This is a genomic window from Vibrio diabolicus, from assembly GCF_011801455.1.
Classification (GTDB): Bacteria; Pseudomonadota; Gammaproteobacteria; order Enterobacterales; family Vibrionaceae; genus Vibrio; species Vibrio diabolicus.
This window is the reverse complement of the sequence record NZ_CP042451.1, coordinates 1,104,010-1,124,932: the sequence shown is the minus strand read 5'-3', so window position 1 is coordinate 1,124,932 and position 20,923 is coordinate 1,104,010. Positions and strand designations below refer to the sequence as shown.

The following is a 20,923-nucleotide window of genomic DNA, read 5'->3' as shown; positions in this document are numbered from 1 at the left end:
ACGACCGCCCCAAAAGAACATTTAACATAACCAGTTGTTTTAATTTAATTTTTGTTTGGCATCAAAACTGCAATCCTTCCTTGCTAGGTCCAAACACTAACAAGGAGTTGGTTATGTTTGTTTTGATTTCCACATTATTATCTATCGCTATTTTAGCCGGAATATATCACTTATCTTCTAAACGAGAGCAGCAACACGCGCGTAAATATCAGCTGTTAACATTATTGCGAGATGTTGTTCATCTGCTGAGACGCCATCGAGCTGCGACGCACTACTCACTTCAATTTCAACAAAATAACGAACAAGAATTAGAAGTCCTTCATAACGATCTCACCAACAAACTGCATCTTTTGGTCGAAACCTCACGCTTTGAAAATAAACCCATGTATCGCGTGCTGCAGATCAAAGTAGGAAAACTGCTTGAACAATGGAACGATCACAGTGTTGCAAGGAACCAGATGGAGCATGGTAAGTTAATTCGTCATTGCTTGTTTTTGATGGATGAAGTAACCATCGCATGGCTAGCGGTTGAGCAAAGAGATGACTTGCATAATGAGTATCACATGAACTGGCAAAACATTATGGATAGCTTGGAGACCCTGACTCAGTTACGAATCAGCATTCAAGATTTAGGAGAGCAAGGCGGAAATGAGCGTTTCACAAATTACGCATCGGTTATGACACGCAAGCTAAATCAATTAGCAGTTATCGCTCCGCTTAGTATCGTTTCTCCTGCTTCCACACGCTCAATACAGACGTTAAATAACTATGTGACAGGAAGTCATGTCGACTTAACAGAAGCAGAGCTTTATGGCGTCACATCAGACTTATCGTTGACCATCTTCAATACTTACGACCACGTCCTTTCAGACATCGTTGAAGCATTGTATCTACCGTTGCCCAAACTCTCTGTAGCAAGATAAGCTCTATACAGTGCTGTGCCAATTGTCACAACAGGAACGTAACTGGTATCTATAGGTAAAAACAAAAAAACCGCAGACCTTAGGTTCTGCGGTTTTTAATTCATCAAACTTCTCAGCGCTTAGCTGTCATCTTCTGTGAAGTTCGTTGGTAATTGCTTTTTCATCTCGTTCCAGATTAGCGCACTTTCCATACCATAGTGACGAATCACAACTGGCAGTTGTTCACGCTGACCACTTTCACAAGTTTCTAGCAACTGATGGTAAAACTTCAGCGCTAGCTCACGAGAAGCTGGGTTTGAGAAATAATAGCTACCAACGCGATCATAGAGCTTCTTCAAGCCATTAAAAATCAAACCGTAAATCTGATTCCCTGAATGGAATGCTAGGCGTTGGAACAACATGTAGTCGTAAAAGTTGAACGTTTTAGCAATCAAGATTTCTTGACGCTTCGCTTCATCTTTCTCGTTGTCTTCTTTCACGTTCTGTAAGACTTTCTCAGCATAAGGTGAAGAAGCGATGAAATCGTCCCAAGAAGCAGCATTCATTAAAGCTTCACAAGATTCAATTACATTCTTGATCGTGCGCTCAGAGTTCTCTTTATTTGCTTTAAATGCATAACGCATAAAGATAGGGCTGATGTTGGTACGTGCTGCAAGCAAATCTTCTACAATGTTTGTTGCGTTATCTACGTCCAACGTCATCAACGTATCCAAAATATGCAGACCAGAGGTCTCCATAAATTGGTTTACCTTCGTTGGTTTACCGTGTTGGATTGTTAACCAACCATCACGGGCTAGTCGTTGAAGAACCTCTCGTAAAGTCGTTCGAGTAACACCAATTAGCTCAGACAGCTCGCGTTCAGCAGGTAAAATAGAGCCAGGAGGAAAACGGCCGTTCCAAATGCTCTCGATAATATATTTTTCTGCGAATCCCGCAGGGCTTTTCGCCTTTATGACCATTCTACTTTTTATCCAATATTGATTTCTGAGGGTCGATACTACTCATCATACCACTACTTAACGGTTTGAGAAAATTTACGATCAATAATTGAAACGATTCTACAATATAGAGTTAATACTCTATATGTTATGTCAATCTAGGAGGGTCTGACGTGCGAGTGAAAGCGGTAAAATCTGAATTTTCGTTTAATTAAACAGCTCACAAATTGCGGAGAAATAAAGACTACTGCGTCACAATTTTATATTCAAAATATGAAAAATTACTTTGTATATCACAGTTAATATTCTTTCTTAATTTGCCTTTTCTCGTCACTGACCGTCATTTAAAATCCAAGAGGATTTTTTTGAGCCTTTCATGATATAGTAACGCCGTTTTGATCGCGTTATTACATTTAAAAAGTCATTTTAGTCGGTAGCATCACGTTTTGTTATTGACTAATAAATGCCTGAGTGTAGAGTTTGCGGTCGAAAGTGAGCGGTGCTTGAGTTCAGGGGAAGTAACTTGGCAAGACTGCAATAAACAAAGGATTGTTGTTTTACTAAGTTATTGTTTTAAAAGACTAGTTAATAAGTTTAACAAACAGATACTTAAGCACTATTGTAGTGTCTATTCATAATTTTGTTATAAAGAGAATTATCATGCCGATATCGCTCGGAAACGCTTTTATCAAGAACTTTCTTGGTAAAGCGCCTGATTGGTACAAAGTTGCCATTATAGCCTTCTTAATAATTAACCCGATTGTATTCTTCCTAATAAACCCATTTGTTGCTGGGTGGTTGCTGGTTGCTGAATTTATTTTCACGCTTGCAATGGCATTAAAATGCTACCCATTACAACCTGGTGGTTTACTTGCTATTGAAGCCATCGCTATCGGCATGACTAGCCCTGCGCAAGTTAAGCACGAGTTGGTGGCAAATATTGAGGTATTACTGCTGCTGGTATTTATGGTTGCGGGCATCTACTTCATGAAGCATTTATTGCTGTTCATTTTTACCAAAATTTTACTTGGTATTCGCTCCAAAACCCTTCTATCACTTGCGTTTTGCTTTGCCGCTGCATTTTTATCTGCGTTTTTGGATGCTTTGACGGTTATCGCCGTTGTTATCAGTGTGGCGATCGGTTTCTACTCTATCTACCACAAAGTGGCTTCAGGTAACCCGATTGGTGACCATGACCACACACAAGATGACACGATCACTGAGCTAACGCGTGATGACTTAGAAAATTACCGCGCCTTTTTACGCTCATTGTTGATGCACGCTGGTGTAGGTACTGCGCTAGGTGGCGTAACCACTATGGTAGGTGAACCTCAAAACTTAATTATTGCAGACCAAGCGGGTTGGTTATTTGGTGAATTCCTAATCCGTATGTCTCCAGTGACGCTACCCGTATTTTTCTGCGGTCTCATCACTTGTGCTCTAGTCGAAAAGCTTAAAGTGTTTGGCTACGGTGCAAAACTTCCTAACAACGTTCGTCAAATCCTCGTTGACTTTGACAATGAAGAACGCAAAACGCGTACCAATCAAGACGTTGCAAAGCTATGGGTTCAAGGGCTTATTGCCGTTTGGTTGATCGTGGCATTAGCCTTGCACTTGGCGGCGGTAGGCTTAATTGGTCTTTCAGTGATCATCTTAGCGACGGCTTTCACTGGCGTCATTGAAGAGCATTCCATGGGTAAAGCGTTTGAAGAGGCTCTGCCTTTCACTGCACTACTTGCGGTATTTTTCTCGATCGTTGCGGTAATCATCGACCAAGAGTTGTTTAAACCAGTTATCGACGCAGTGCTTGCCGTTGAAGATAAAGGCACTCAGTTAGCTCTGTTCTATGTCGCGAATGGCTTACTATCAATGGTGTCGGATAACGTATTCGTCGGTACGGTTTACATCAATGAAGTAAAAACAGCACTCATTGAAGGTCTCATTACTCGCGAGCAGTTCGACTTACTGGCAGTTGCTATCAACACTGGTACTAACCTACCATCTGTTGCTACGCCAAACGGTCAAGCGGCATTCCTATTCCTACTCACCTCGGCTCTCGCTCCATTAATTCGTCTGTCTTACGGTCGAATGGTTATCATGGCGCTGCCTTACACCATCGTTCTTGCGATTGTCGGGCTAATGGGCATTATGTTCTTCCTAGAGCCTGCAACGGCTTCTTTCTACGATGCAGGCTGGATTTTACCTCATAGTGGTGATCTGACTCCCGTAGTCTCCGGCGGTCACTAAAATTTGAGTTGATTAGGAAACTTATCCACGTTAAAAAGCTCTGAGTATTCAGAGCTTTTTCTATTTCAGACAGGAACAAAAACGTGACTATTTTAAATTCACTTAACCAGTTTTCGAAGGGACGCTTATCGTGGCTGCTGCTTCTGCTATTCGTCGTTTTCTTTGAAGCATGTGCCCTCTATTTTCAGCACGTCATGATGCTTGCTCCATGTGTCATGTGTATCTACGAACGAGTCGCGATGATGGGAGTGGGTGTCGCTGCAATCGTTGGTCTTATGGCACCAAATAACCCAGTTTTCCGTTGGCTAGGTTTGATTGGCTGGGGATTAAGCTCTTACAAAGGACTGTTGCTTGCTCAGCAGCACGTTGATTATCAGTTTAACCCATCACCATTCGCGACTTGTGATTTATTCGTAACATTCCCTAGCTGGGCTCCGCTTAATCAGTGGGTTCCTTGGATGTTCGAAGCATACGGCGATTGCTCGAAGATTGTTTGGCAATTCCTCGATTTATCAATGCCACAATGGTTAGTAGTTATTTTCGCGGGCAATTTAATCGCTTTAGCATTAATTGTGATCGCACAATTCTTCCCAGCAAGACGCACTAATCCGATTCGTTAATCCTTCAGAGAAATGATAACGAAAAAAGCCGACCAGATGGTCGGCTTTTTACTGAGTAAACATCGCGGCTATTTAACTTAACCACGTTAACTCAACCACGTGATTGACCACAACACTGCTTGAACTTTTTGCCGCTCTCACAAGGACAAGGATCATTGCGCCCGATACCTTTGAATGGGTTTAGGCTTTGAGCCTTATTGCCTACCATCAACTCATCCGCTCCTAACGCCACTTCACCAACCATCAAATCAAGCTGGTCGACCAAGTCTGCAAGAGCTGGAGGCGTTTCAATACCGGCGTCGCGCATCTGTTGCTGCGTTGCCGACTCATCGATAGCCAGCATCAAAGTGGTCAGTAATGCTTGTAGCATACGTTGCAATCCATCATTGAGCTCAACGTCTTGCCATTGTTCTTCAATCATTGGCCAAACAGACATAAAGCCTTCGGCAAAATCAGCAAGTTGTTCAGGTTCTTTGCCTGTTAGCTTTAGCACGGAATATTCGTTTCGTTGAATTCGATTGTGCTGCTTGTGAATTTGCTCTTCTACTGCCGGTTGAATCGCTTTGAATCCTTCACCTAATAGCGGCTCTAACCACTTTTCAGGAGCGAGTGGTTTTGTCGTCAGATTAGCAGCGAGCACTGCGCCTTCGATAAATAGGCAAGATTCATCGATGTGAATTTCGCCTTTCTCAATCAATGTGTATTGCATGACATCTGGTTTCCCATAAATTTGGCGGCATTATACCTCAGAGCATAAAAGCACGTAACCGGGAGTTGCGAGTTTGACTGTATTGAGTGCTTTGAGTCTTTTAATGACAAACTTAGCTTACATCGCTACAATCGCCCTCCTTTTTATCACCAAACTGTATTAGGCAAACTATGCGAGTTGTACTAGGCCCAATGGAAGGCGTTTTAGACCATTTGATGCGCCAAATCCTGACCGAGATAAACGACTATGACCTATGTGTTACGGAATTTGTTCGAGTCATCGACCAGTTATTGCCCGATCATGTATTTCACCGTTTATGCCCGGAGCTGTTGCAAGGTTCTCAAACCGCATCAGGTGTGCCAGTACATGTGCAATTGTTAGGACAAGAACCAAACTGGATGGCTGAGAACGCAATTAAAGCGGCAAGCCTTGGCGCTAGAGGCATCGATATAAATTTTGGTTGCCCAGCCAAAATGGTCAATAAAAGTAAGGGTGGTGCTGCTCTACTTCAGCATCCTGAGCTAATTCACCGTGTGGTTAAAGCTTGTCGAGAAGCTGTTCCAGAGGCTATTCCTGTGACCGCAAAAATTCGTCTTGGCTGGGAAAACCCTGAAGATTGCTTTGAAATTGTTGATGCCATTCAATCTGCTGGTGCAAATGAACTCACCGTTCACGCTCGGACTAAGCAGGGTGGTTACAAAGCGTCTGAGATAAAATGGGATTACATCAACCAAATTCGCGAACGTTTTGATATTCCGCTTATTGCGAATGGCGAAATTTGGAATTATGAAGATGGTCAACGTTGCATTGAAACGACTGGCGTTGACTCTTTGATGGTGTGCCGCGGCGCTTTCAATATCCCTAACTTGGGCAACATGGTAAAACACAACCACCAGCCAATGTCATGGCCCGAGGTGGTTGAGCTACTGATCTACTACTCCAAGTTTGAGATGAAAGGCGACAAAGGCTTGTACTATCCAAACCGTGTAAAACAATGGTTCTCTTACTTACGTCAGGCCTATCCTGAAGCAAAAGATCTATTCAGAGAAATCCGAACGTTTAACAAAGCCGCGCCGATTGTTGAGCATATTCAACATTATCGTGATGAGTTAAATTCTCAGGTTGCATAAAATCTGAGCATTGCAAAGGGCGAACTGCTCGCCCTTTAAGCGCTTAGATCTTCGTAGCAAATCTTATTTTTGCCTGTACTCTTGGCTTGATATAACTTTTCATCCGCCGCTTTAAATAACTCATCAAAGCTTTCCACTCGGTTCTCTTTACTGAACACCACACCGCCAGAGATCGTAAAACCTTCTTTAGTCACGCGTGTCGAGCGTTCGTCTATGGCTTTTTTTACCCGCTCTAGAATCAGCTTAATGCCTTCCGAGTCTTCGTCGTAAATCGCCAACACGAACTCTTCGCCACCAAATCTTGAGGCGACATCGGTGTGGCGAATATTTTCACGTATACATTTTGCAACTAGCTGAATCGCAGAGTCGCCTACATCATGACCATAGGTATCATTGATCTTCTTGAAGTTATCAATATCGAACACTGCTAATGCAACCTGTTTTTTCGTCATCTTATTGCGCCACACGGTTTGCATTCCTCGACGGTTCAACAAGCTCGTCATCGGATCTCTGGCGGCGAGATCTTTAAAATAACGTCGCTCACTATGCATATTCACATAGAACAATACGACTGTGCTCAAAACGTAAATAGAGATCGCAACAATAAGGCTGTATTTTTCGAAAACCGCTAGGTTCTTAGCTTCATTCCAAAGGTTGTACTCGTAATACATGCTGTGATTCGCACTCAATCGCTCTAACTCGACTGGTTTGATACGTGTACTGTTAGAAGGAATGGATTGTAAATTGGAAACCAAATGAAACTTACCAACAAGACCTAGCGACGAAGCCATCAACGCATTGACATCAAAATCAATGGACAGCACACCTTGATGCCTCCCTTTTTCGTAAACAGGCACCGTCATACTAATGATTTGACCTTCCATCGAATCCAACATCGGCCCAGGTCCGGCCAATGTGATGTTCACTTTATCTTGTGCGGTTTTTTGCCAAAATGGGCGCGCTTTTAGCGTTGACCAAAGCTCTCTAGTGAAGTTTTTCGCGTACGTGTCAGGAGACGAAATGACGTAACCACGCTTATCGATGTAATGAATACCAACGATATGGGATTCAATATCGTGCAGAAAAGACAATGACGGTGCAAAACCCGCCTTTTGTTCAGCTAATTGGTTAATCGTTGAACCTTGCTGACATAAGCTTTCATCGCCCACAATCATGTAATCAAGATCAACCGCAGGTAACCCCTCACTGTAGACACTCTCTAGCAATAAGACGTCTATCGGCCAAATATAACAAAGCCCCTTTTTGACTAAAGAATTGTGCTCTTCAAACAATGGGTTAGCGTAATTCGTATAGTTAGTAAAACTATAATCTAAGGCGGTGAGGACTTTAATACCACGGGACATGGCACGATCAATACGTGCATACTCAGAATCAATATAGCGATTGACCGCATCGTAGTAGTTTTTTGTCGTAACAAGCAAAACCACTACAAATAATGCGAGGGGGAAAAAGATGACAAATGAGAGACTAAATCGCCTTTGGTTAACCATTGAGTACCATGTATGTGAAAGGTAGACCGTCTCTTATCAAACAATGGGATTACGCTGTCTTATCAACTGGCAATGCGTAGTGCGCATCGCCAGTTGATCAGATAACCAACAAATGTATACGCATTGTAGGAGACTGTTTATATATTAAAGAAGTTTAATCAATATAGAAGTTAGTGTCACTTCAGTTGCCACAATTTGAAGCTCTGTGCAGGTATATTGACAGAAAGATGACCCTTATAATCAATAAGTTCGCGTCCATCCAGTAGTGGCGAAAGATGGGTAGCCTCCAAACCAAGTTGCCACAGAGGCAAGTCAATTGAACACTCATCGCCACTTAGATTCATCACAACAACGATCGCTTCACTTCCAAGTACGCGCGCATAAGCCAGCACGTTGGTATCGCAATGCAGCCATTGAATACTACCAGACTGTAAAGACTTGTACTGTTTACGTATCGAAATCCATTGCTTGTAAATCGACAGCCATGCTGAGTTTTCGATTTCATTCCAAGGGAAACAGCGACGATTATCCGGGTCCAGCCCTCCCTCTAGTCCGACTTCACTCCCATAGTAAATACAAGGTGTACCGACGTATGTCATGAGCAGAGCAAGTGCGATGTTCATTTTACGCTTATCACCATCAACCAGTGTGATAAAACGAGCAGTATCATGACTATCGAGTTGATTTAGCTGCGATAGCTGATTCGAAAATGGAATTTTTGCTCTGGCTTCGTCCAACCATGCTTTAAACTCCAAACCATCAATGTTGATTGGTTCATACATAATATCTTGCTGCGCGATAAAAGCTCGAACTGGATGAGCAAAACCGTAGTAGTTCATCGCCCCATCCTCTTGGTCACCTTGCAGCCACTGTGTCGCTTCAAAAAAGTGCTCACCTAGCACATAGGCATTCGGATTGACTGACTTCGTCGCATGGCGAAACGCTTCAACATAATGAGCATTGTTTTTCGCTCCCTCTCCTTCGCCAAGCATATGAATAACATCAAATCGCCAACCATCGACTGAGTATGGCGGCTTAAGCCAGTGCTTAATAACAGATGCTTCGCTTTGATAGATATAGTCACGCACTTGTTCATTTTCGAAGTTCAGAACCGGTAAGTTACCAATGCCCTTCCAACCAATATAGTGATTGGTTTCGCCTTCGAAAAAGTAGTAATCGCGGAACTTTGACTGCGGATTGCCATACGCCCCTTCTCCTTTTTGTTGGATATCAAACCAAGGATGATGCACTGACGTGTGGTTAAACACCGCGTCTAAGACAATCTTCATATTCTTACCACGGATTTTCTCACACAGTTCCGCAAACTGATCATTGGTGCCGAACATAAGGTCAACAGTGAAATAATCGGTGGTGTCGTATTTATGATTACTTGGTGAAGAAAAGATCGGATTGAAGTAAAGCGCTGTTACACCGAGCTGCTCAAGATAATCCAACTTCTGCTCCACACCTTTGAGATCGCCGCCAAAAAACTCTCTTGCTCCTGTATTTTTGTGAGACCCCACCGCTTCTCCCCACGATTTAATGATCGCTTCTGAATCATGCTGAGCATAAGCTTTACGAATGTCAGATTCACTTTTACTAGCAGAAAAACGGTCAGGAAAGATTTGATAGAACACTTGCTCTTGGACCCAGCTTGGTGGTTGATGGTTTACATTCAACTTAAAGTGGAACTCTTTGGGTGGAATACGCTTTTGTACGCCTCGTGCATCGAGCCAGTATTGTTGTCCGTCTTTGAGAAGCTTAAACACATAATGTGTGACATCTCGATCTCGATTTGGTCGGAACGATGCTTCCCATAGTAACAATTCCCCAGCTGTTCCAATTTGAGCCATGTCGACCAGATATTCTTCATTGTCCGGCTCAAGACGCACATATACGGAATCAAAATCCAATGTCTCGGTTTTCAGTCTGACTGTGACTTGCTCTTGATTAAAAGCTAAACCATCAATAGTTTGACTATGAAAAATAAATGGCAGGTTCATTATGGGCACTCCTCGTCATCGGATATGCCACTATGTTATTGAAGAATGAGAGACAAGAAATCCTCCTTGCGAGTTGACATATCAGCCAATTTTCCCAAGGAGGATCACACTTAGTAGGCGTAGTAACTAGTAGGATACTGCTTAGTTCAACAAGAGACTGTCATCTGCAAGCTCTTCACCACGCACTTTGGAGAACATATCCAACAAGTCTGGTACTTGCATGTTAGCGCGCTGCTCTCCAGCCACATCTAGCACAATTTCACCTTGGTGAAGCATTACGGTCCTATCGCCACATGCTAATGCGTCTTTCATCGAATGCGTCACCATCATCACGGTTAAATCGAACTCATCGACAATACGCTTAGTTAAGTCGATAACAAACGCCGCCATACGGGGATCAAGCGCAGCCGTGTGTTCATCAAGCAGTAACAACTTACTCTCCGATAACGTCGCCATCACAAGGCTAACGGCTTGTCGTTGCCCACCAGACAGCAACCCAATGCTATCGCCCAAGCGGTCTTCTAAACCAAGCCCTAGGATGCTAATTCGCTCTTGGAACAGCTTGCGACGTTTAGTAGAGAGCGCCAACCCCCAGCTGCGTTTTTTACCACGCATGTACGCTAAAGCCATGTTCTCTTCTATCGTTAGCTCTCCACAAGTTCCGGCCAATGGATCTTGAAACACTCGTGCGCATTGCGTCGCACGCTGGGCAACCGTCTGCTTGGTGACGTCTTTGCCATCAATGATCACCTGACCACCTATCATCGGTGTCTCACCTGTCACCGCACCAAGCAACGTCGATTTTCCTGCGCCATTAGAACCAATCACAGTCAGAAACTGATGTTCTGGAACCTCTAAAGAGACGCCTTTCAATGCACGATTTTCTAAAATCGTCCCTGGGTTGAACGTGACCTGAATGTTATTAAGTTCAATCATAACGCCTCCCCCGAACCATTTTTTGATGCCGCTTGTTTAGCATCGGTAACGCGTTGTTTCGCTCTCATGCTCTGTTTTAGCTTTGGAGCAATAAGCGCCACAGCCACCAATACTGCGGTAACCAGGTTGAGGTCTGAAGCTTGTAAACCAAACATGCCAGAGCTCAAAGCGAAAGCTACAGCAAGACGATAAAGCACCGAACCGATGATGACAGCAAATACCGCAACCCAAATTTTTCGCCCGGGAATAAGGGTCTGGCCCAAAATCACAGCTGCCAAACCAACCACAATGGTGCCCACGCCAGAGGTCACATCTGCAAAGCTGTTCGTTTGTGCAAACAACGCGCCTGCGAATCCGACAAAACCGTTGGATAAAGCCAACCCAAAGTAGGTATAAAAACCAGTGCTCGCCCCTTGCGCAGAAACCATACGCGCATTAACGCCCGTGGCTCGTAAACCAAGACCAAAGTCGCTGTTCAGCAGGCGAATGACAAAGAAAGCGGACAGAAGAACTAAGACCCCAACAACCAGAGGGCGAATAAACATCGCATCGCCCAATGCTTCAAACGGAGTGAGAATCGTATCCTTTCCAAGCAACGCCATATTAGGTTTGCCCATAATACGAATATTGATTGAAAATGCCGCGATCATGGTAAGAATGGAAGCTAACAGGTGCAAAATACCACATCGAACAGCCAGAAAAGCGGTTACCCAACCCGTCATACTACCGGCTATCATCGCCATTATTGTCGCAAGCCAAGGATTAATACCTGCGACAATCGCCGTTGCAGCCACCGCCGCTCCCATTGGAAAGCTGCCATCCACACTCAAATCGGGGAAATCGAGAACACGAAACGTAAGATACACACCCAAGGCAACTAGGCCATAAATTAAGCCAATTTCGAGTGCGCCAAAAAAAGCAAATGCAGACATAACTGCTCCTTTCTGCATGTTCAGGCTGGCTAATACCAACCTGAACTTAAGACTTCTAACGTATACTCCCATTCTTCTCTAGCAGAATGCTCTACACGAGAAGTCCGGCGAGTATCAATTTTGGGGCAAGCCTCTATCAACAGACGTGACGGCCCTAACCCCAAAAAAGAGCGTTACTTATTGCATGCTTGTCGCACGTTCAACCACAGAACTTGGCAGCTTGATACCGAGCTTAGATGCTGCGCTTTCATTAATTACGAGGTCAGAGCCCGTCGCGACTTTTACATCCAACTTGCCTGGTTCTTGACCATCCAGAATCGCCGCCACGTAATCCGCGGTTTGTACACCAACCTGGTAGTAGTCAAAACCTAGACCGGCGATCGCACCTTTTTCGACATATGACGTCGCACCACCAAATACAGGTTTTTTCGCTTGATTCGCTGCCACAATCATCCCTTCAATCGCACTTGCAACTGTATTGTCTGTTGGGGCGTAAAGAATGTCTGATTTCGCTGCAATGGCTTGAGTCGCAGACTGAACATCAGCACTTTTTAGTGCGGTCGCTTCAACCACTTGTATGCCTTTTGCTTCTGCGCTTTCTTTTAGTAGTTCAACCAAAGTCACGGCATTAGCTTCACCGGGATTAAATACAACCCCGATGCTTTTCACCTGAGGGAGAATTTCTTGGATGAGATCGACATGCTGAGCAACGGGTGAAAGATCAGACAGGCCAGTTACGTTTTTGCCTGGTTGTTCCATCGACTTAACCAATTTCGCACCGACCGGGTCTGTTACCGCAGTAAAGACAACAGGAATAGAGCGCGTTGCCGACACCAAGGCTTGTGCCGAAGGCGTCGCGATACCCACTAACACATCAGGATTTTCGCCGACGTACTGACGGGCAATTTGCACTGCAATCGCAGGGTTACCCTGTGCGGTCTTATAATCAAATTCTAGATTTTTGCCTTCTTCGTAGCCTTTCGCTTTCAAACCATCAAGCAATCCTTGGCGCGTCGCGTCTAACGCCGGGTGTTCGACAATTTGTGAAACTGCAACGGTTGCAGTGGCGGCCAGTACATTGGCAGAAGAGAAAATAGCAGTAGCAGATAGAACGGCAGTGGCTAATAAACGTTTCGTTTTCATCATAACTCCTTGATGTGACTTCGTCCTTGTTTCGCGAGCATTCAACATGAATATCGACTCGTGAATTCAAATGTTTGAAGGGGGTAATGTTGTGTTCGTATAACTGTGCACTTCTTGCGCATCTTGTTTTTATTATTACTACTAAGTCTTAGTAAAGAAAAGAAAGATTTAACACTAAAGCAACATTTGTGATCGGGGGACTTCTTCATCCGGAAAGAATCTTTGGTAAACAAAGCTTCGCTCGCTTCATCAACGACCGTCAAAGTAGGTAATAGAGGCAGGATCAAAAATGGAGCGGCTAATGCACACTCCATTTCAAAAAACTTAGATTAGAACCAACGCTCTAGTGAGGACTTATCAAGCTGACGAAACGCTCGATTCAGTATTATCGCAAGCTCTTTATAACGAGGGCGAGCTTTAACAGGCTCTAGTGCAAAACCTGTTTCCACAATCTTTTGATGTAGCTCCCGATACCAAGACGCCAGAGAAGGCGGCAATTTCGTGTTGGATCGAGCACCAAGCCACCAAATGCCTTGAAGTGGCAAGCTAATCGCAAACAAGGCAACAACAATGGATTGAGGTAACGCGTGGTAATTGTTGAATGCCATTTGAGTGAGTACGCTGATCGCAGCAACGGCTGGCATGACTTTAATGCCAAAGCGAGTCGCCTTAATGATACGCTGTTCCGGAAATATGGCGCTTAGCTCTTTACGAACCGGCCAGATCTCCATGTAATTCTGGCCATCTTTCAGGCTATGGATCAATCCGACTTTATTACTCATACCGCTCTCTCACTAAAAAATAGTTGAACATTTCAACTGAAGGTACAAAAAATTGATGAAAGTTAATATTCTTTCAAATTTTTTTTGTTATCATTGCTTATTATCGCTATCCTTTGCAGACCCTCAATCTCATTGTTGCTGTTATTTACAATTTAAGCAACTCCGAGATATCTATCTGCACGGATCGCATCATAGTGATGGATGGGTTCATCACTATTTCTTTATATGGAATTAGAACAATTTTTGACCAGGATTAGTACGCAGCCTTCTGGGTATCGGCTATTCTTGTGATTAATTTTTCATTCTTTAACTGATTTTTTATCAGACGAATAACAGGTAGTCATACATGTCTAAGCTAGTTTTAGTTTTAAACTGCGGTAGTTCTTCTCTTAAATTTGCCGTTGTTGATGCCGAGAACGGCGACGAGCACTTATCAGGTCTTGCTGAGTGTCTTCACCTTCCTGAAGCTCGCATCAAGTGGAAACTTGATGGCAAGCACGAAGCTCAACTAGGCAATGGTGCAGCTCACGAAGAAGCACTAGCGTTTATGGTAGAAACTATTCTTGCTTCTAAGCCAGAGCTTAAAGCTAACCTAGGCGCAATCGGTCACCGTATCGTTCACGGCGGCGAGCAGTTCACTCAATCTGCACTAATCACTGATGAAGTTCTAAAAGGTATTCAAGACGCTGCAACATTTGCACCTCTTCATAACCCTGCTCACATCATCGGTATCGAAGCGGCTAAGAAAAACTTCCCAGAGCTGAAAAACGTTGCTGTATTTGACACTGCGTTCCACCAAACTATGCCTGAAGAGTCTTACCTATACGCTCTTCCATACAACCTATACAAAGAACACGGTATCCGTCGTTACGGTATGCACGGTACTTCTCACTTGTTCATCACTCGTGAAGTTGCTGGCCTACTAAACAAACCAGTTGAAGAAGTAAACATCATCAACTGTCACCTAGGTAACGGCGCGTCTGTATGTGCAATCAAGAACGGTCAATCTGTAGACACTTCTATGGGTCTTACTCCACTTGAAGGTCTAGTAATGGGTACTCGCTGTGGCGACATCGACCCTGCGATCATCTTCCACCTACACGACGCTCTAGGTTACTCTGTTGATCAAATCAACACGATGCTAACTAAAGAGTCTGGTCTTCAAGGTCTAACTGAAGTGACTTCTGACTGTCGTTTCGTTGAAGACAACTACGGTGAGAAAGAAGAAGCAACACGCGCAATGGACGTGTTCTGCCACCGTCTAGCTAAGTACGTAGCTGGCTACACTGCTTCAATGGACGGTCGTCTAGACGCAATCACTTTCACTGGCGGTATCGGCGAGAACTCTGGCCCTATCCGTGAAATGGTTCTAAACCGTCTTGGCATCTTCGGTATCGAAGTAGATAGCGAAGCTAACCTTAAAGCTCGCTTCGGCGGCGAAGGCGTTATCACGACTGAAAACAGCCGTATCCCTGCAATGGTTATCTCTACTAACGAAGAGCTAGTCATCGCTGAAGACACTGCACGCCTGACAGGTCTTTAATTGAATTACTGGCTAGCCACTCGGCTAGCCAGATTTTCATTCAAACGAATTTCTTAGGGGCTCAACTCCTATTCTTCGAGCTTCATGGAATAAGAGTTGAGCTTTTATCCCCCAAATAGCTAAAGGTACTCTACGAATGTCTCGTACTATTATGCTTATCCCTACTAGCGCAGGCGTTGGCCTAACAAGCGTTAGCATGGGTGTTCTTCGCGCTATGGAGCGTAAAGGCGTTAAAGTTTCTTTCTACAAGCCAATCTGTCAGCCACGTTCAGGTGGTGATCAGCCAGATCTGACTTCAACTATCGTTGGCCACAACAGCGATATGAAGATCGGTGAACCAATGGCGATGTCTGTTGCTGAAAGCCTAATCGGTAACGACAACATGGACGAGCTGCTAGAAACCGTTGTTGAACGTTACAACCAAATCAACAAAGACGCAGACGTTACGCTAATCGAAGGTCTTGTACCTACTCGTAAGCACCCATTTGCAAACCAAGTAAACGCGGAAATCGCGGCAACACTTGGTGCAGAAATCGTGCTAGTTGCGACTCCAGGTACTGATAACCCAGCGCAACTGAAAGAGCGTATCGAAGTAGCATGTTCTAACTTCGGCGGCACTAAGAACAAAAACATCTCTGGCGTTATCATCAACAAGCTAAACGCTCCTGTTGACGAAGCTGGCCGTACTCGCCCTGACCTATCTGAAATCTTTGACGATGCAGATAGCGCGAAACAAAACGAATTGAAAGTGATGGAAATCTTCAACACTTCTCCAATTCGTGTACTAGGTTGCGTGCCATGGAGCATTGATCTGATTGCGACTCGTGCAATCGACATGGCTAAGCACCTGAAAGCAGATATCATCAACGAAGGTGACATCAACACTCGTCGCATCAAGAGCATCACTTTCTGTGCACGTTCTCTGCCAAACATGATTGAGCATTTCAAACCTGGCTCTCTACTTGTTACTTCTGCAGACCGTCCTGATGTTATCGTTGCTGCTTCTCTTGCTGCAATGAACGGTGTGGATATTGGTGCTGTACTGCTAACTGGCGGTTACGACATCCCTCGCGAAATCGAAGGTCTATGTAAACCAGCGTTCGACACTGGTCTACCTATCTTCAAAGCACAAGGTAACACTTGGCAGACATCTCTAAACCTACAGAGCTTCAGCATCGAAGTACCTGCAGACGATAAAGAGCGTATCGAGTTCATCAACGAGCACGTTGCTGGTCACATCGACGGTAACTGGATCGAGTCAATGACTGAAGGTACTCAGAAGTCTCGTCGTCTAAGCCCACCAGCGTTCCGTTACCAGCTAACTGAACTTGCTCGTAAAGCAGGCAAGCGTATCGTTCTTCCAGAAGGTGACGAACCTCGTACAGTTAAAGCAGCAGCAATCTGTGCTGAACGCGGTATTGCAGACTGTGTGCTTCTAGGTAACCCAGATGAAATCCGTCGCGTAGCAGCTCAACAAGGCGTTGAGCTAGGTACTGGCGTAACCATCATCGATGCCGATGCTGTTCGTGAAAACTACGTTGCTCGTCTAGTTGAGCTGCGCGGTGCGAAAGGCATGACTGAAGTTGTGGCTCGTGAGAAGCTACAAGATTCAGTATTCCTAGGCACAATGATGCTTGAGAACGACGAAGTTGACGGCCTAGTTTCTGGTGCTGTTCATACTACGGCGAACACTATCGTTCCTCCGTTCCAAATCATCAAGACTGCACCAAATGCGTCTATCGTATCTTCAGTATTCTTCATGCTTCTGCCTGATCAAGTACTGGTTTACGGTGACTGTGCGATCAACCCAGATCCAACCGCTGAACAGCTTGCTGAAATCGCTATCCAATCTGCTGACTCTGCAGCAGCATTCGGTATCGACCCTCGCGTTGCTATGATCTCTTACTCTACTGGTGAATCTGGTAAGGGTGCAGACGTTGATAAAGTACGTGAAGCAACTCGCATCGCGAAAGAGAAGCGTCCTGATCTAGTGATCGACGGTCCTCTACAGTACGACGCAGCTATCATGGAAAACGTGGCAGCGTCTAAAGCGCCTAACTCTCCAGTAGCAGGTAAAGCGACAGTATTCGTATTCCCAGACCTAAACACGGGTAACACGACTTACAAAGCGGTACAACGTTCAGCTGACCTAGTTTCTATCGGTCCAATGCTGCAAGGTATGCGCAAGCCTGTAAACGACTTGTCTCGTGGCGCGCTAGTAGACGATATCGTGTATACAATCGCTCTAACAGCAATCCAAGCAGACCAAGAAGCTAAATAATCGCTTCTGACATCTAGTTGGACAACTATCCAAAGCCCTCGATTCGTCGAGGGCTTTTTCTATTGTTGGCCACACAGCAAAGAGGCTATTAGCTATAGCACTAATACGCTCTTACGAATACAGCGCCATAAATACCCCAGCCCCAACCACAACACAACCTGTCATCACTGGTGCGATTCGGCGCCAAAGCTTCTTATCCCCTATCGCGATGACCATCCCCATTTTCACAATGGTATTAACCGAAGCGGCAATCAAAATGCCTAACGCAGCAGTGGTCACGCTCAATGTTTGCGTACTTTGACGCCCGAGGGTTAACGAGATCGCATCAACGTCAGTAATCCCTGATAAAGCAGAAAGGATCAACACACCCGCGTTGCCGAACCAGTCAGACAAAGCATGAGCAAGCAGCATAATCACCGCCAACACGAGGCCAAAGAACAGTGCCGACTGCAAAGCAAGAGGGTTCGTTTGCTTATTTGATTGCTCAATCTGCTCAACTTCACTTCTGCGCCAAATCCACCATGCCGGAATGTACAGCGCAACCATCATCGCCATCACAATTGGCCAAAGCAGTTTCACTAATTGTGGATTGATAACGGACAGTACGATAAGTAAACGAGGGAACATGGTTCCGCAGCTCAAAAGAATACCACTAGCGAGTAACGGGCTGATGCTCGCTTGCTCACGAGAAAGATGGGAAAACTGCAACGTTAATGCTGTCGAAGAGCTAAGCCCCGCAAATACAGACGTAAACAAAATACCTCGCTTCGCCCCGCCGATTTTTATCGCAAAATAACCGACAAAAGAGATACTAGCGATCAACACAACCATCCACCAAATCTCATACGGGTTAAGTGCATTCCAAGGGCCGTAAGATTGATTTGGTAACAGGGGTAACATGACTATCGAGATAAGTAATAAACGCAGTGCTGCGTCTAACTCATACTCTTGCAGTTTTTGTAGCGCTTGATGTAGCTCTCTTTTGTTATCAAGCACCACCGCGGTAATAACGGCCGCTGCTGCAGCCAAAACAGCCTCACCCGACACGGTAAGGTTACCCAGAACAAACACCACCATGATACTAACCACGCCAGTGATGCTCACATCTCCGCTCTTTTTCTGCTGTATAACAAAAGCGATGCAAGTGAGGATGACTAAAGCGATAAGCGCAAAACCAATGAGTAAAGGTGTATAGATGTTGGCGAGAATGCCAACTAAACCACCGAGTAAACCGACTAAAGAAAAAGTACGAATGCCTGCTACACGACTGCCTTCTACGCTATTGCGCATCACCCAGCCACGTTGGGTGCCAACAATTGCCCCTAGTAATAGAGCAATAAGCAGATTCCAAATTAGATGCTCGCCACTGACAAACTCATTGATATCCATGCATCACCCCGTTAAAAAGCGGTTGTTATATCATTAGTTTATTTGAATATGGGTAAGAAGCTGTGACGATGAGAGGATAATCAGAAAATGGCCCCGGTTCCCTGCTTACCATTGCGTCTTATAATTTCATTATTCTTTTATCTACCACCAAAACGTAATAGAACGAAGCGGCCCTCCCTGTTCAATTTATCAGCATTATTTACATTTCAACTGAACTTTCTTACTCGAACTACGTAACGAACATGGACTGCTATTAAGCAAACTCACACATAATTAAGGAATACATATGAACAACTCCATCAACAACTCACTGCTAAAGCTTGGTTTAGCTGCAATTCTGTTCAGTTTTTCTTCATTCAGCTTTTCTGCCCCAAGCATTAAAGGCGTTGATCAAGATATGTCCGGAGGAACGGTAACCGCAAAAATGGCTCATGCTGACGACAACGGATGGATGGTCGTCCACCGAACGGACGAATCAATGAAGCCTGGCCCTGTTATCGGCTATGCCCCACTAAAGATGGGACAGAATGAGAACGTGAATGCAATTTTGATGGAACCGGTTGAGTCTGGCGACATGCTGATGCTAATGGTCCACGGAGAAAAAGGGGGAATGAAGACTGGCGTATTTGAATATACACTCGGAGCCAAAGAAGATGGCCCTGTAAAAGTCGACGGAAAATTAGTGATGGACGTCGTACGCGCTAAGTAGACGAGCGCACACTTAAGAGTCACTCTCCTGCTCCTAGTATTTAGTTGGCATCAAAGTACTTAACGATATTGCTAACCGTTAAGTACTTTTTCATTTCTGATGGAGGCAGCAAACTAGCTAATTATTTCTCTTCCATGAGGAGAGTTTAAGTCTAAATCAGGCCCTTTGGGTACAACTTGCGTCGGGTTAATACCAGTGTGGCTGAAATAGTAGTGACGTTTAATATGGTAGAAATCCGTGGTTTCTTCGACGCCTTCGACTTGATACAACTCTTTTAAGTATCCTTGAATATTTTCGTAGTCTGCGATGCGCTGCTTGTTACATTTGAAGTGACCCACATACACGACATCGAAACGGATCAGAGTCGTAAACAAACGCCAATCAGCCTCAGTAATAGTATTCCCCGCTAAATAACGATGCGTCGCTAGGTGCGAATCGATTTTATCTAGCGCAGCAAATAAAGAATCGAATGCTTCTTCATATGCCTCTTGTGTGGTCGCAAAACCACAGCGATACACTCCATTGTTGACGTTTGGATAAACAAAATCGTTCCACTCGTCAATAACATGCTTTAGCTGTTCTGGATAATAGTCATCGTGGTTTCCTGTTAACTCATCGAACTCCGAGTTAAACATACGAATAATTTCTGACGACTCATTCGACACAATCGTATTGGTCTTTTTATCCCAAAGCACAGGCACAGTTACACGGCCTGTGTAATCTGGTTTGGCCTGCGTGTAGATTTGGTGCATACGAGTGTGACCAAATAGTGGCTCAGGAAGCCCCATTTGCCAGCCTTGGCTTAACATATCAGGGCAAACAACCGTGACATCAATATGTGGTTCTAAGCCTTTCAGCTTGCGGAAGATGAGCGTTCGGTGTGCCCAAGGACAAGCAAGAGAGACATACAAATGGTATCGACCAGACTCTGGTTTAAACTCCGCATCAGGTTCGTTTTTAACCCAGTTACGGAATCCGGCATCTTCACGCACAAATTTGCCACCATTTGATTTTGTGTCATACCAGACGTCATGCCAAACACCTTCGACCAACTTACCCATGATTGCGCTCCTCTCATTCTGTTTATGTCTATATTAGCGTTTCCTATCAAACAGAAAATCACTGAA

The 20,923-nt window shown here is 44.5% G+C and carries 17 protein-coding genes; 7 read left to right on the top strand and 10 right to left on the bottom strand.

Translation table 11 applies throughout. The annotated features are described in order from the left end of the window. The first annotated feature begins 113 nt into the window (after nucleotides 1–113). Nucleotides 114–923, top strand: a complete 810-nt coding sequence (locus FR741_RS05310) for a hypothetical protein (RefSeq protein ID WP_048625765.1) — start codon at nucleotides 114–116, stop codon at nucleotides 921–923. Nucleotides 924–1,042: 119 nt separating this feature from the next. Here the strand turns inward: FR741_RS05310 and fadR are convergent, their stop codons facing one another. Continuing rightward, nucleotides 1,043–1,882: a fatty acid metabolism transcriptional regulator FadR gene (fadR, locus tag FR741_RS05305; RefSeq protein WP_005396954.1), complete on the bottom strand. Its 840-nt coding sequence runs from the start codon at nucleotides 1,880–1,882 to the stop codon at nucleotides 1,043–1,045. Between the two features lie 639 nt (nucleotides 1,883–2,521). Here fadR and nhaB point away from each other — a divergent pair. Both nhaB and dsbB read left to right on the top strand, forming a co-directional pair. Next, the gene (nhaB, locus tag FR741_RS05300) at nucleotides 2,522–4,108 is read left to right on the top strand and encodes a Na(+)/H(+) antiporter NhaB (protein ID WP_005396952.1); all 1,587 of its coding nucleotides are present in this window, start codon (nucleotides 2,522–2,524) and stop codon (nucleotides 4,106–4,108) included. An 83-nt stretch (nucleotides 4,109–4,191) separates the two neighbouring features. Then, nucleotides 4,192–4,728, top strand: a complete 537-nt coding sequence (gene dsbB, locus FR741_RS05295) for a disulfide bond formation protein DsbB (RefSeq protein WP_005396949.1) — start codon at nucleotides 4,192–4,194, stop codon at nucleotides 4,726–4,728. Between the two features lie 91 nt (nucleotides 4,729–4,819). Here dsbB and FR741_RS05290 read toward each other — a convergent pair whose 3' ends face one another. After that, nucleotides 4,820–5,437: a YecA family protein gene (locus FR741_RS05290; RefSeq protein ID WP_167426374.1), complete on the bottom strand. Its 618-nt coding sequence runs from the start codon at nucleotides 5,435–5,437 to the stop codon at nucleotides 4,820–4,822. Nucleotides 5,438–5,607: 170 nt separating this feature from the next. Here FR741_RS05290 and dusC point away from each other — a divergent pair, with 170 nt between their 5' ends. Next, nucleotides 5,608–6,567: a tRNA dihydrouridine(16) synthase DusC gene (gene dusC / locus FR741_RS05285; RefSeq protein ID WP_167426373.1), complete on the top strand. Its 960-nt coding sequence runs from the start codon at nucleotides 5,608–5,610 to the stop codon at nucleotides 6,565–6,567. Nucleotides 6,568–6,602: 35 nt separating this feature from the next. Here the strand turns inward: dusC and FR741_RS05280 are convergent, their stop codons facing one another. From FR741_RS05280 to yfbV, 6 genes are all read right to left on the bottom strand, one after another. Continuing rightward, on the bottom strand, nucleotides 6,603–8,078 hold the full coding sequence (locus tag FR741_RS05280; RefSeq protein ID WP_167426372.1) for a sensor domain-containing diguanylate cyclase: 1,476 nt from the start codon (nucleotides 8,076–8,078) through the stop codon (nucleotides 6,603–6,605). A gap of 176 nt (nucleotides 8,079–8,254) precedes the next feature. Further along, the gene (malZ, locus tag FR741_RS05275; protein ID WP_167426371.1) at nucleotides 8,255–10,081 is read right to left on the bottom strand and encodes a maltodextrin glucosidase; all 1,827 of its coding nucleotides are present in this window, start codon (nucleotides 10,079–10,081) and stop codon (nucleotides 8,255–8,257) included. A gap of 141 nt (nucleotides 10,082–10,222) precedes the next feature. After that, the gene (locus tag FR741_RS05270) at nucleotides 10,223–11,017 is read right to left on the bottom strand and encodes an ABC transporter ATP-binding protein (RefSeq protein WP_114323289.1); all 795 of its coding nucleotides are present in this window, start codon (nucleotides 11,015–11,017) and stop codon (nucleotides 10,223–10,225) included. Continuing rightward, nucleotides 11,014–11,949, bottom strand: coding sequence for an ABC transporter permease (locus FR741_RS05265; RefSeq protein WP_167426370.1), 936 nt, complete (start codon nucleotides 11,947–11,949; stop codon nucleotides 11,014–11,016). Before FR741_RS05265 ends, FR741_RS05270 begins: the two co-directional genes overlap by 4 nt. A gap of 177 nt (nucleotides 11,950–12,126) precedes the next feature. Then, nucleotides 12,127–13,092 carry an ABC transporter substrate-binding protein gene (locus FR741_RS05260; protein WP_047010059.1) on the bottom strand — a complete coding sequence of 322 codons (966 nt, stop codon included), beginning with the start codon at nucleotides 13,090–13,092 and terminating at the stop codon, nucleotides 12,127–12,129. 329 nt (nucleotides 13,093–13,421) lie between these two features. Next, complete coding sequence (gene yfbV / locus FR741_RS05255) at nucleotides 13,422–13,874, bottom strand: terminus macrodomain insulation protein YfbV (RefSeq protein ID WP_005380809.1); 453 nt, start codon at nucleotides 13,872–13,874, stop codon at nucleotides 13,422–13,424. Between the two features lie 346 nt (nucleotides 13,875–14,220). Between yfbV and FR741_RS05250 the strand changes: the two genes are divergently transcribed. Next, entirely contained in the window at nucleotides 14,221–15,417 is a 1,197-nt protein-coding gene (locus FR741_RS05250) for an acetate kinase (protein ID WP_005396635.1), read from the top strand. A gap of 136 nt (nucleotides 15,418–15,553) precedes the next feature. Then, nucleotides 15,554–17,698 carry a phosphate acetyltransferase gene (pta, locus tag FR741_RS05245; RefSeq protein ID WP_005396636.1) on the top strand — a complete coding sequence of 715 codons (2,145 nt, stop codon included), beginning with the start codon at nucleotides 15,554–15,556 and terminating at the stop codon, nucleotides 17,696–17,698. A 111-nt stretch (nucleotides 17,699–17,809) separates the two neighbouring features. On the opposite strand, the gene FR741_RS05240 is transcribed toward pta, so the two are convergent. Then, complete coding sequence (locus tag FR741_RS05240; RefSeq protein WP_065646642.1) at nucleotides 17,810–19,087, bottom strand: MgtC/SapB family protein; 1,278 nt, start codon at nucleotides 19,085–19,087, stop codon at nucleotides 17,810–17,812. Nucleotides 19,088–19,373: 286 nt separating this feature from the next. On the opposite strand from FR741_RS05240, the gene FR741_RS05235 reads away from it, so the two are divergent. Next, nucleotides 19,374–19,796, top strand: a complete 423-nt coding sequence (locus tag FR741_RS05235) for a DUF7282 domain-containing protein (RefSeq protein ID WP_012841581.1) — start codon at nucleotides 19,374–19,376, stop codon at nucleotides 19,794–19,796. A gap of 113 nt (nucleotides 19,797–19,909) precedes the next feature. Here the strand turns inward: FR741_RS05235 and FR741_RS05230 are convergent, their stop codons facing one another. Further along, on the bottom strand, nucleotides 19,910–20,857 hold the full coding sequence (locus FR741_RS05230; protein ID WP_048625772.1) for a glutathione S-transferase family protein: 948 nt from the start codon (nucleotides 20,855–20,857) through the stop codon (nucleotides 19,910–19,912). Nucleotides 20,858–20,923: the final 66 nt, after the last annotated feature.

Excerpts from the sequence above, each read along its gene's own strand:
- FR741_RS05280 (WP_167426372.1), bottom strand. The coding sequence starts at position 8,078 with ATGGTTAACCAAAGGCGATTTAGTCTCTCATTTGTCATCTTTTTCCCC.
- FR741_RS05290 (WP_167426374.1), bottom strand. The coding sequence starts at position 5,437 with ATGCAATACACATTGATTGAGAAAGGCGAAATTCACATCGATGAATCT.
- FR741_RS05230 (WP_048625772.1), bottom strand. The coding sequence starts at position 20,857 with ATGGGTAAGTTGGTCGAAGGTGTTTGGCATGACGTCTGGTATGACACA.
- pta (WP_005396636.1), top strand. The coding sequence starts at position 15,554 with ATGTCTCGTACTATTATGCTTATCCCTACTAGCGCAGGCGTTGGCCTA.
- FR741_RS05270 (WP_114323289.1), bottom strand. The coding sequence starts at position 11,017 with ATGATTGAACTTAATAACATTCAGGTCACGTTCAACCCAGGGACGATT.
- FR741_RS05265 (WP_167426370.1), bottom strand. The coding sequence starts at position 11,949 with ATGTCTGCATTTGCTTTTTTTGGCGCACTCGAAATTGGCTTAATTTAT.
- FR741_RS05310 (WP_048625765.1), top strand. The coding sequence starts at position 114 with ATGTTTGTTTTGATTTCCACATTATTATCTATCGCTATTTTAGCCGGA.
- malZ (WP_167426371.1), bottom strand. The coding sequence starts at position 10,081 with ATGAACCTGCCATTTATTTTTCATAGTCAAACTATTGATGGTTTAGCT.
- FR741_RS05260 (WP_047010059.1), bottom strand. The coding sequence starts at position 13,092 with ATGAAAACGAAACGTTTATTAGCCACTGCCGTTCTATCTGCTACTGCT.
- FR741_RS05250 (WP_005396635.1), top strand. The coding sequence starts at position 14,221 with ATGTCTAAGCTAGTTTTAGTTTTAAACTGCGGTAGTTCTTCTCTTAAA.
- fadR (WP_005396954.1), bottom strand. The coding sequence starts at position 1,882 with ATGGTCATAAAGGCGAAAAGCCCTGCGGGATTCGCAGAAAAATATATT.
- FR741_RS05235 (WP_012841581.1), top strand. The coding sequence starts at position 19,374 with ATGAACAACTCCATCAACAACTCACTGCTAAAGCTTGGTTTAGCTGCA.
- nhaB (WP_005396952.1), top strand. The coding sequence starts at position 2,522 with ATGCCGATATCGCTCGGAAACGCTTTTATCAAGAACTTTCTTGGTAAA.
- dusC (WP_167426373.1), top strand. The coding sequence starts at position 5,608 with ATGCGAGTTGTACTAGGCCCAATGGAAGGCGTTTTAGACCATTTGATG.
- FR741_RS05240 (WP_065646642.1), bottom strand. The coding sequence starts at position 19,087 with ATGGATATCAATGAGTTTGTCAGTGGCGAGCATCTAATTTGGAATCTG.
- yfbV (WP_005380809.1), bottom strand. The coding sequence starts at position 13,874 with ATGAGTAATAAAGTCGGATTGATCCATAGCCTGAAAGATGGCCAGAAT.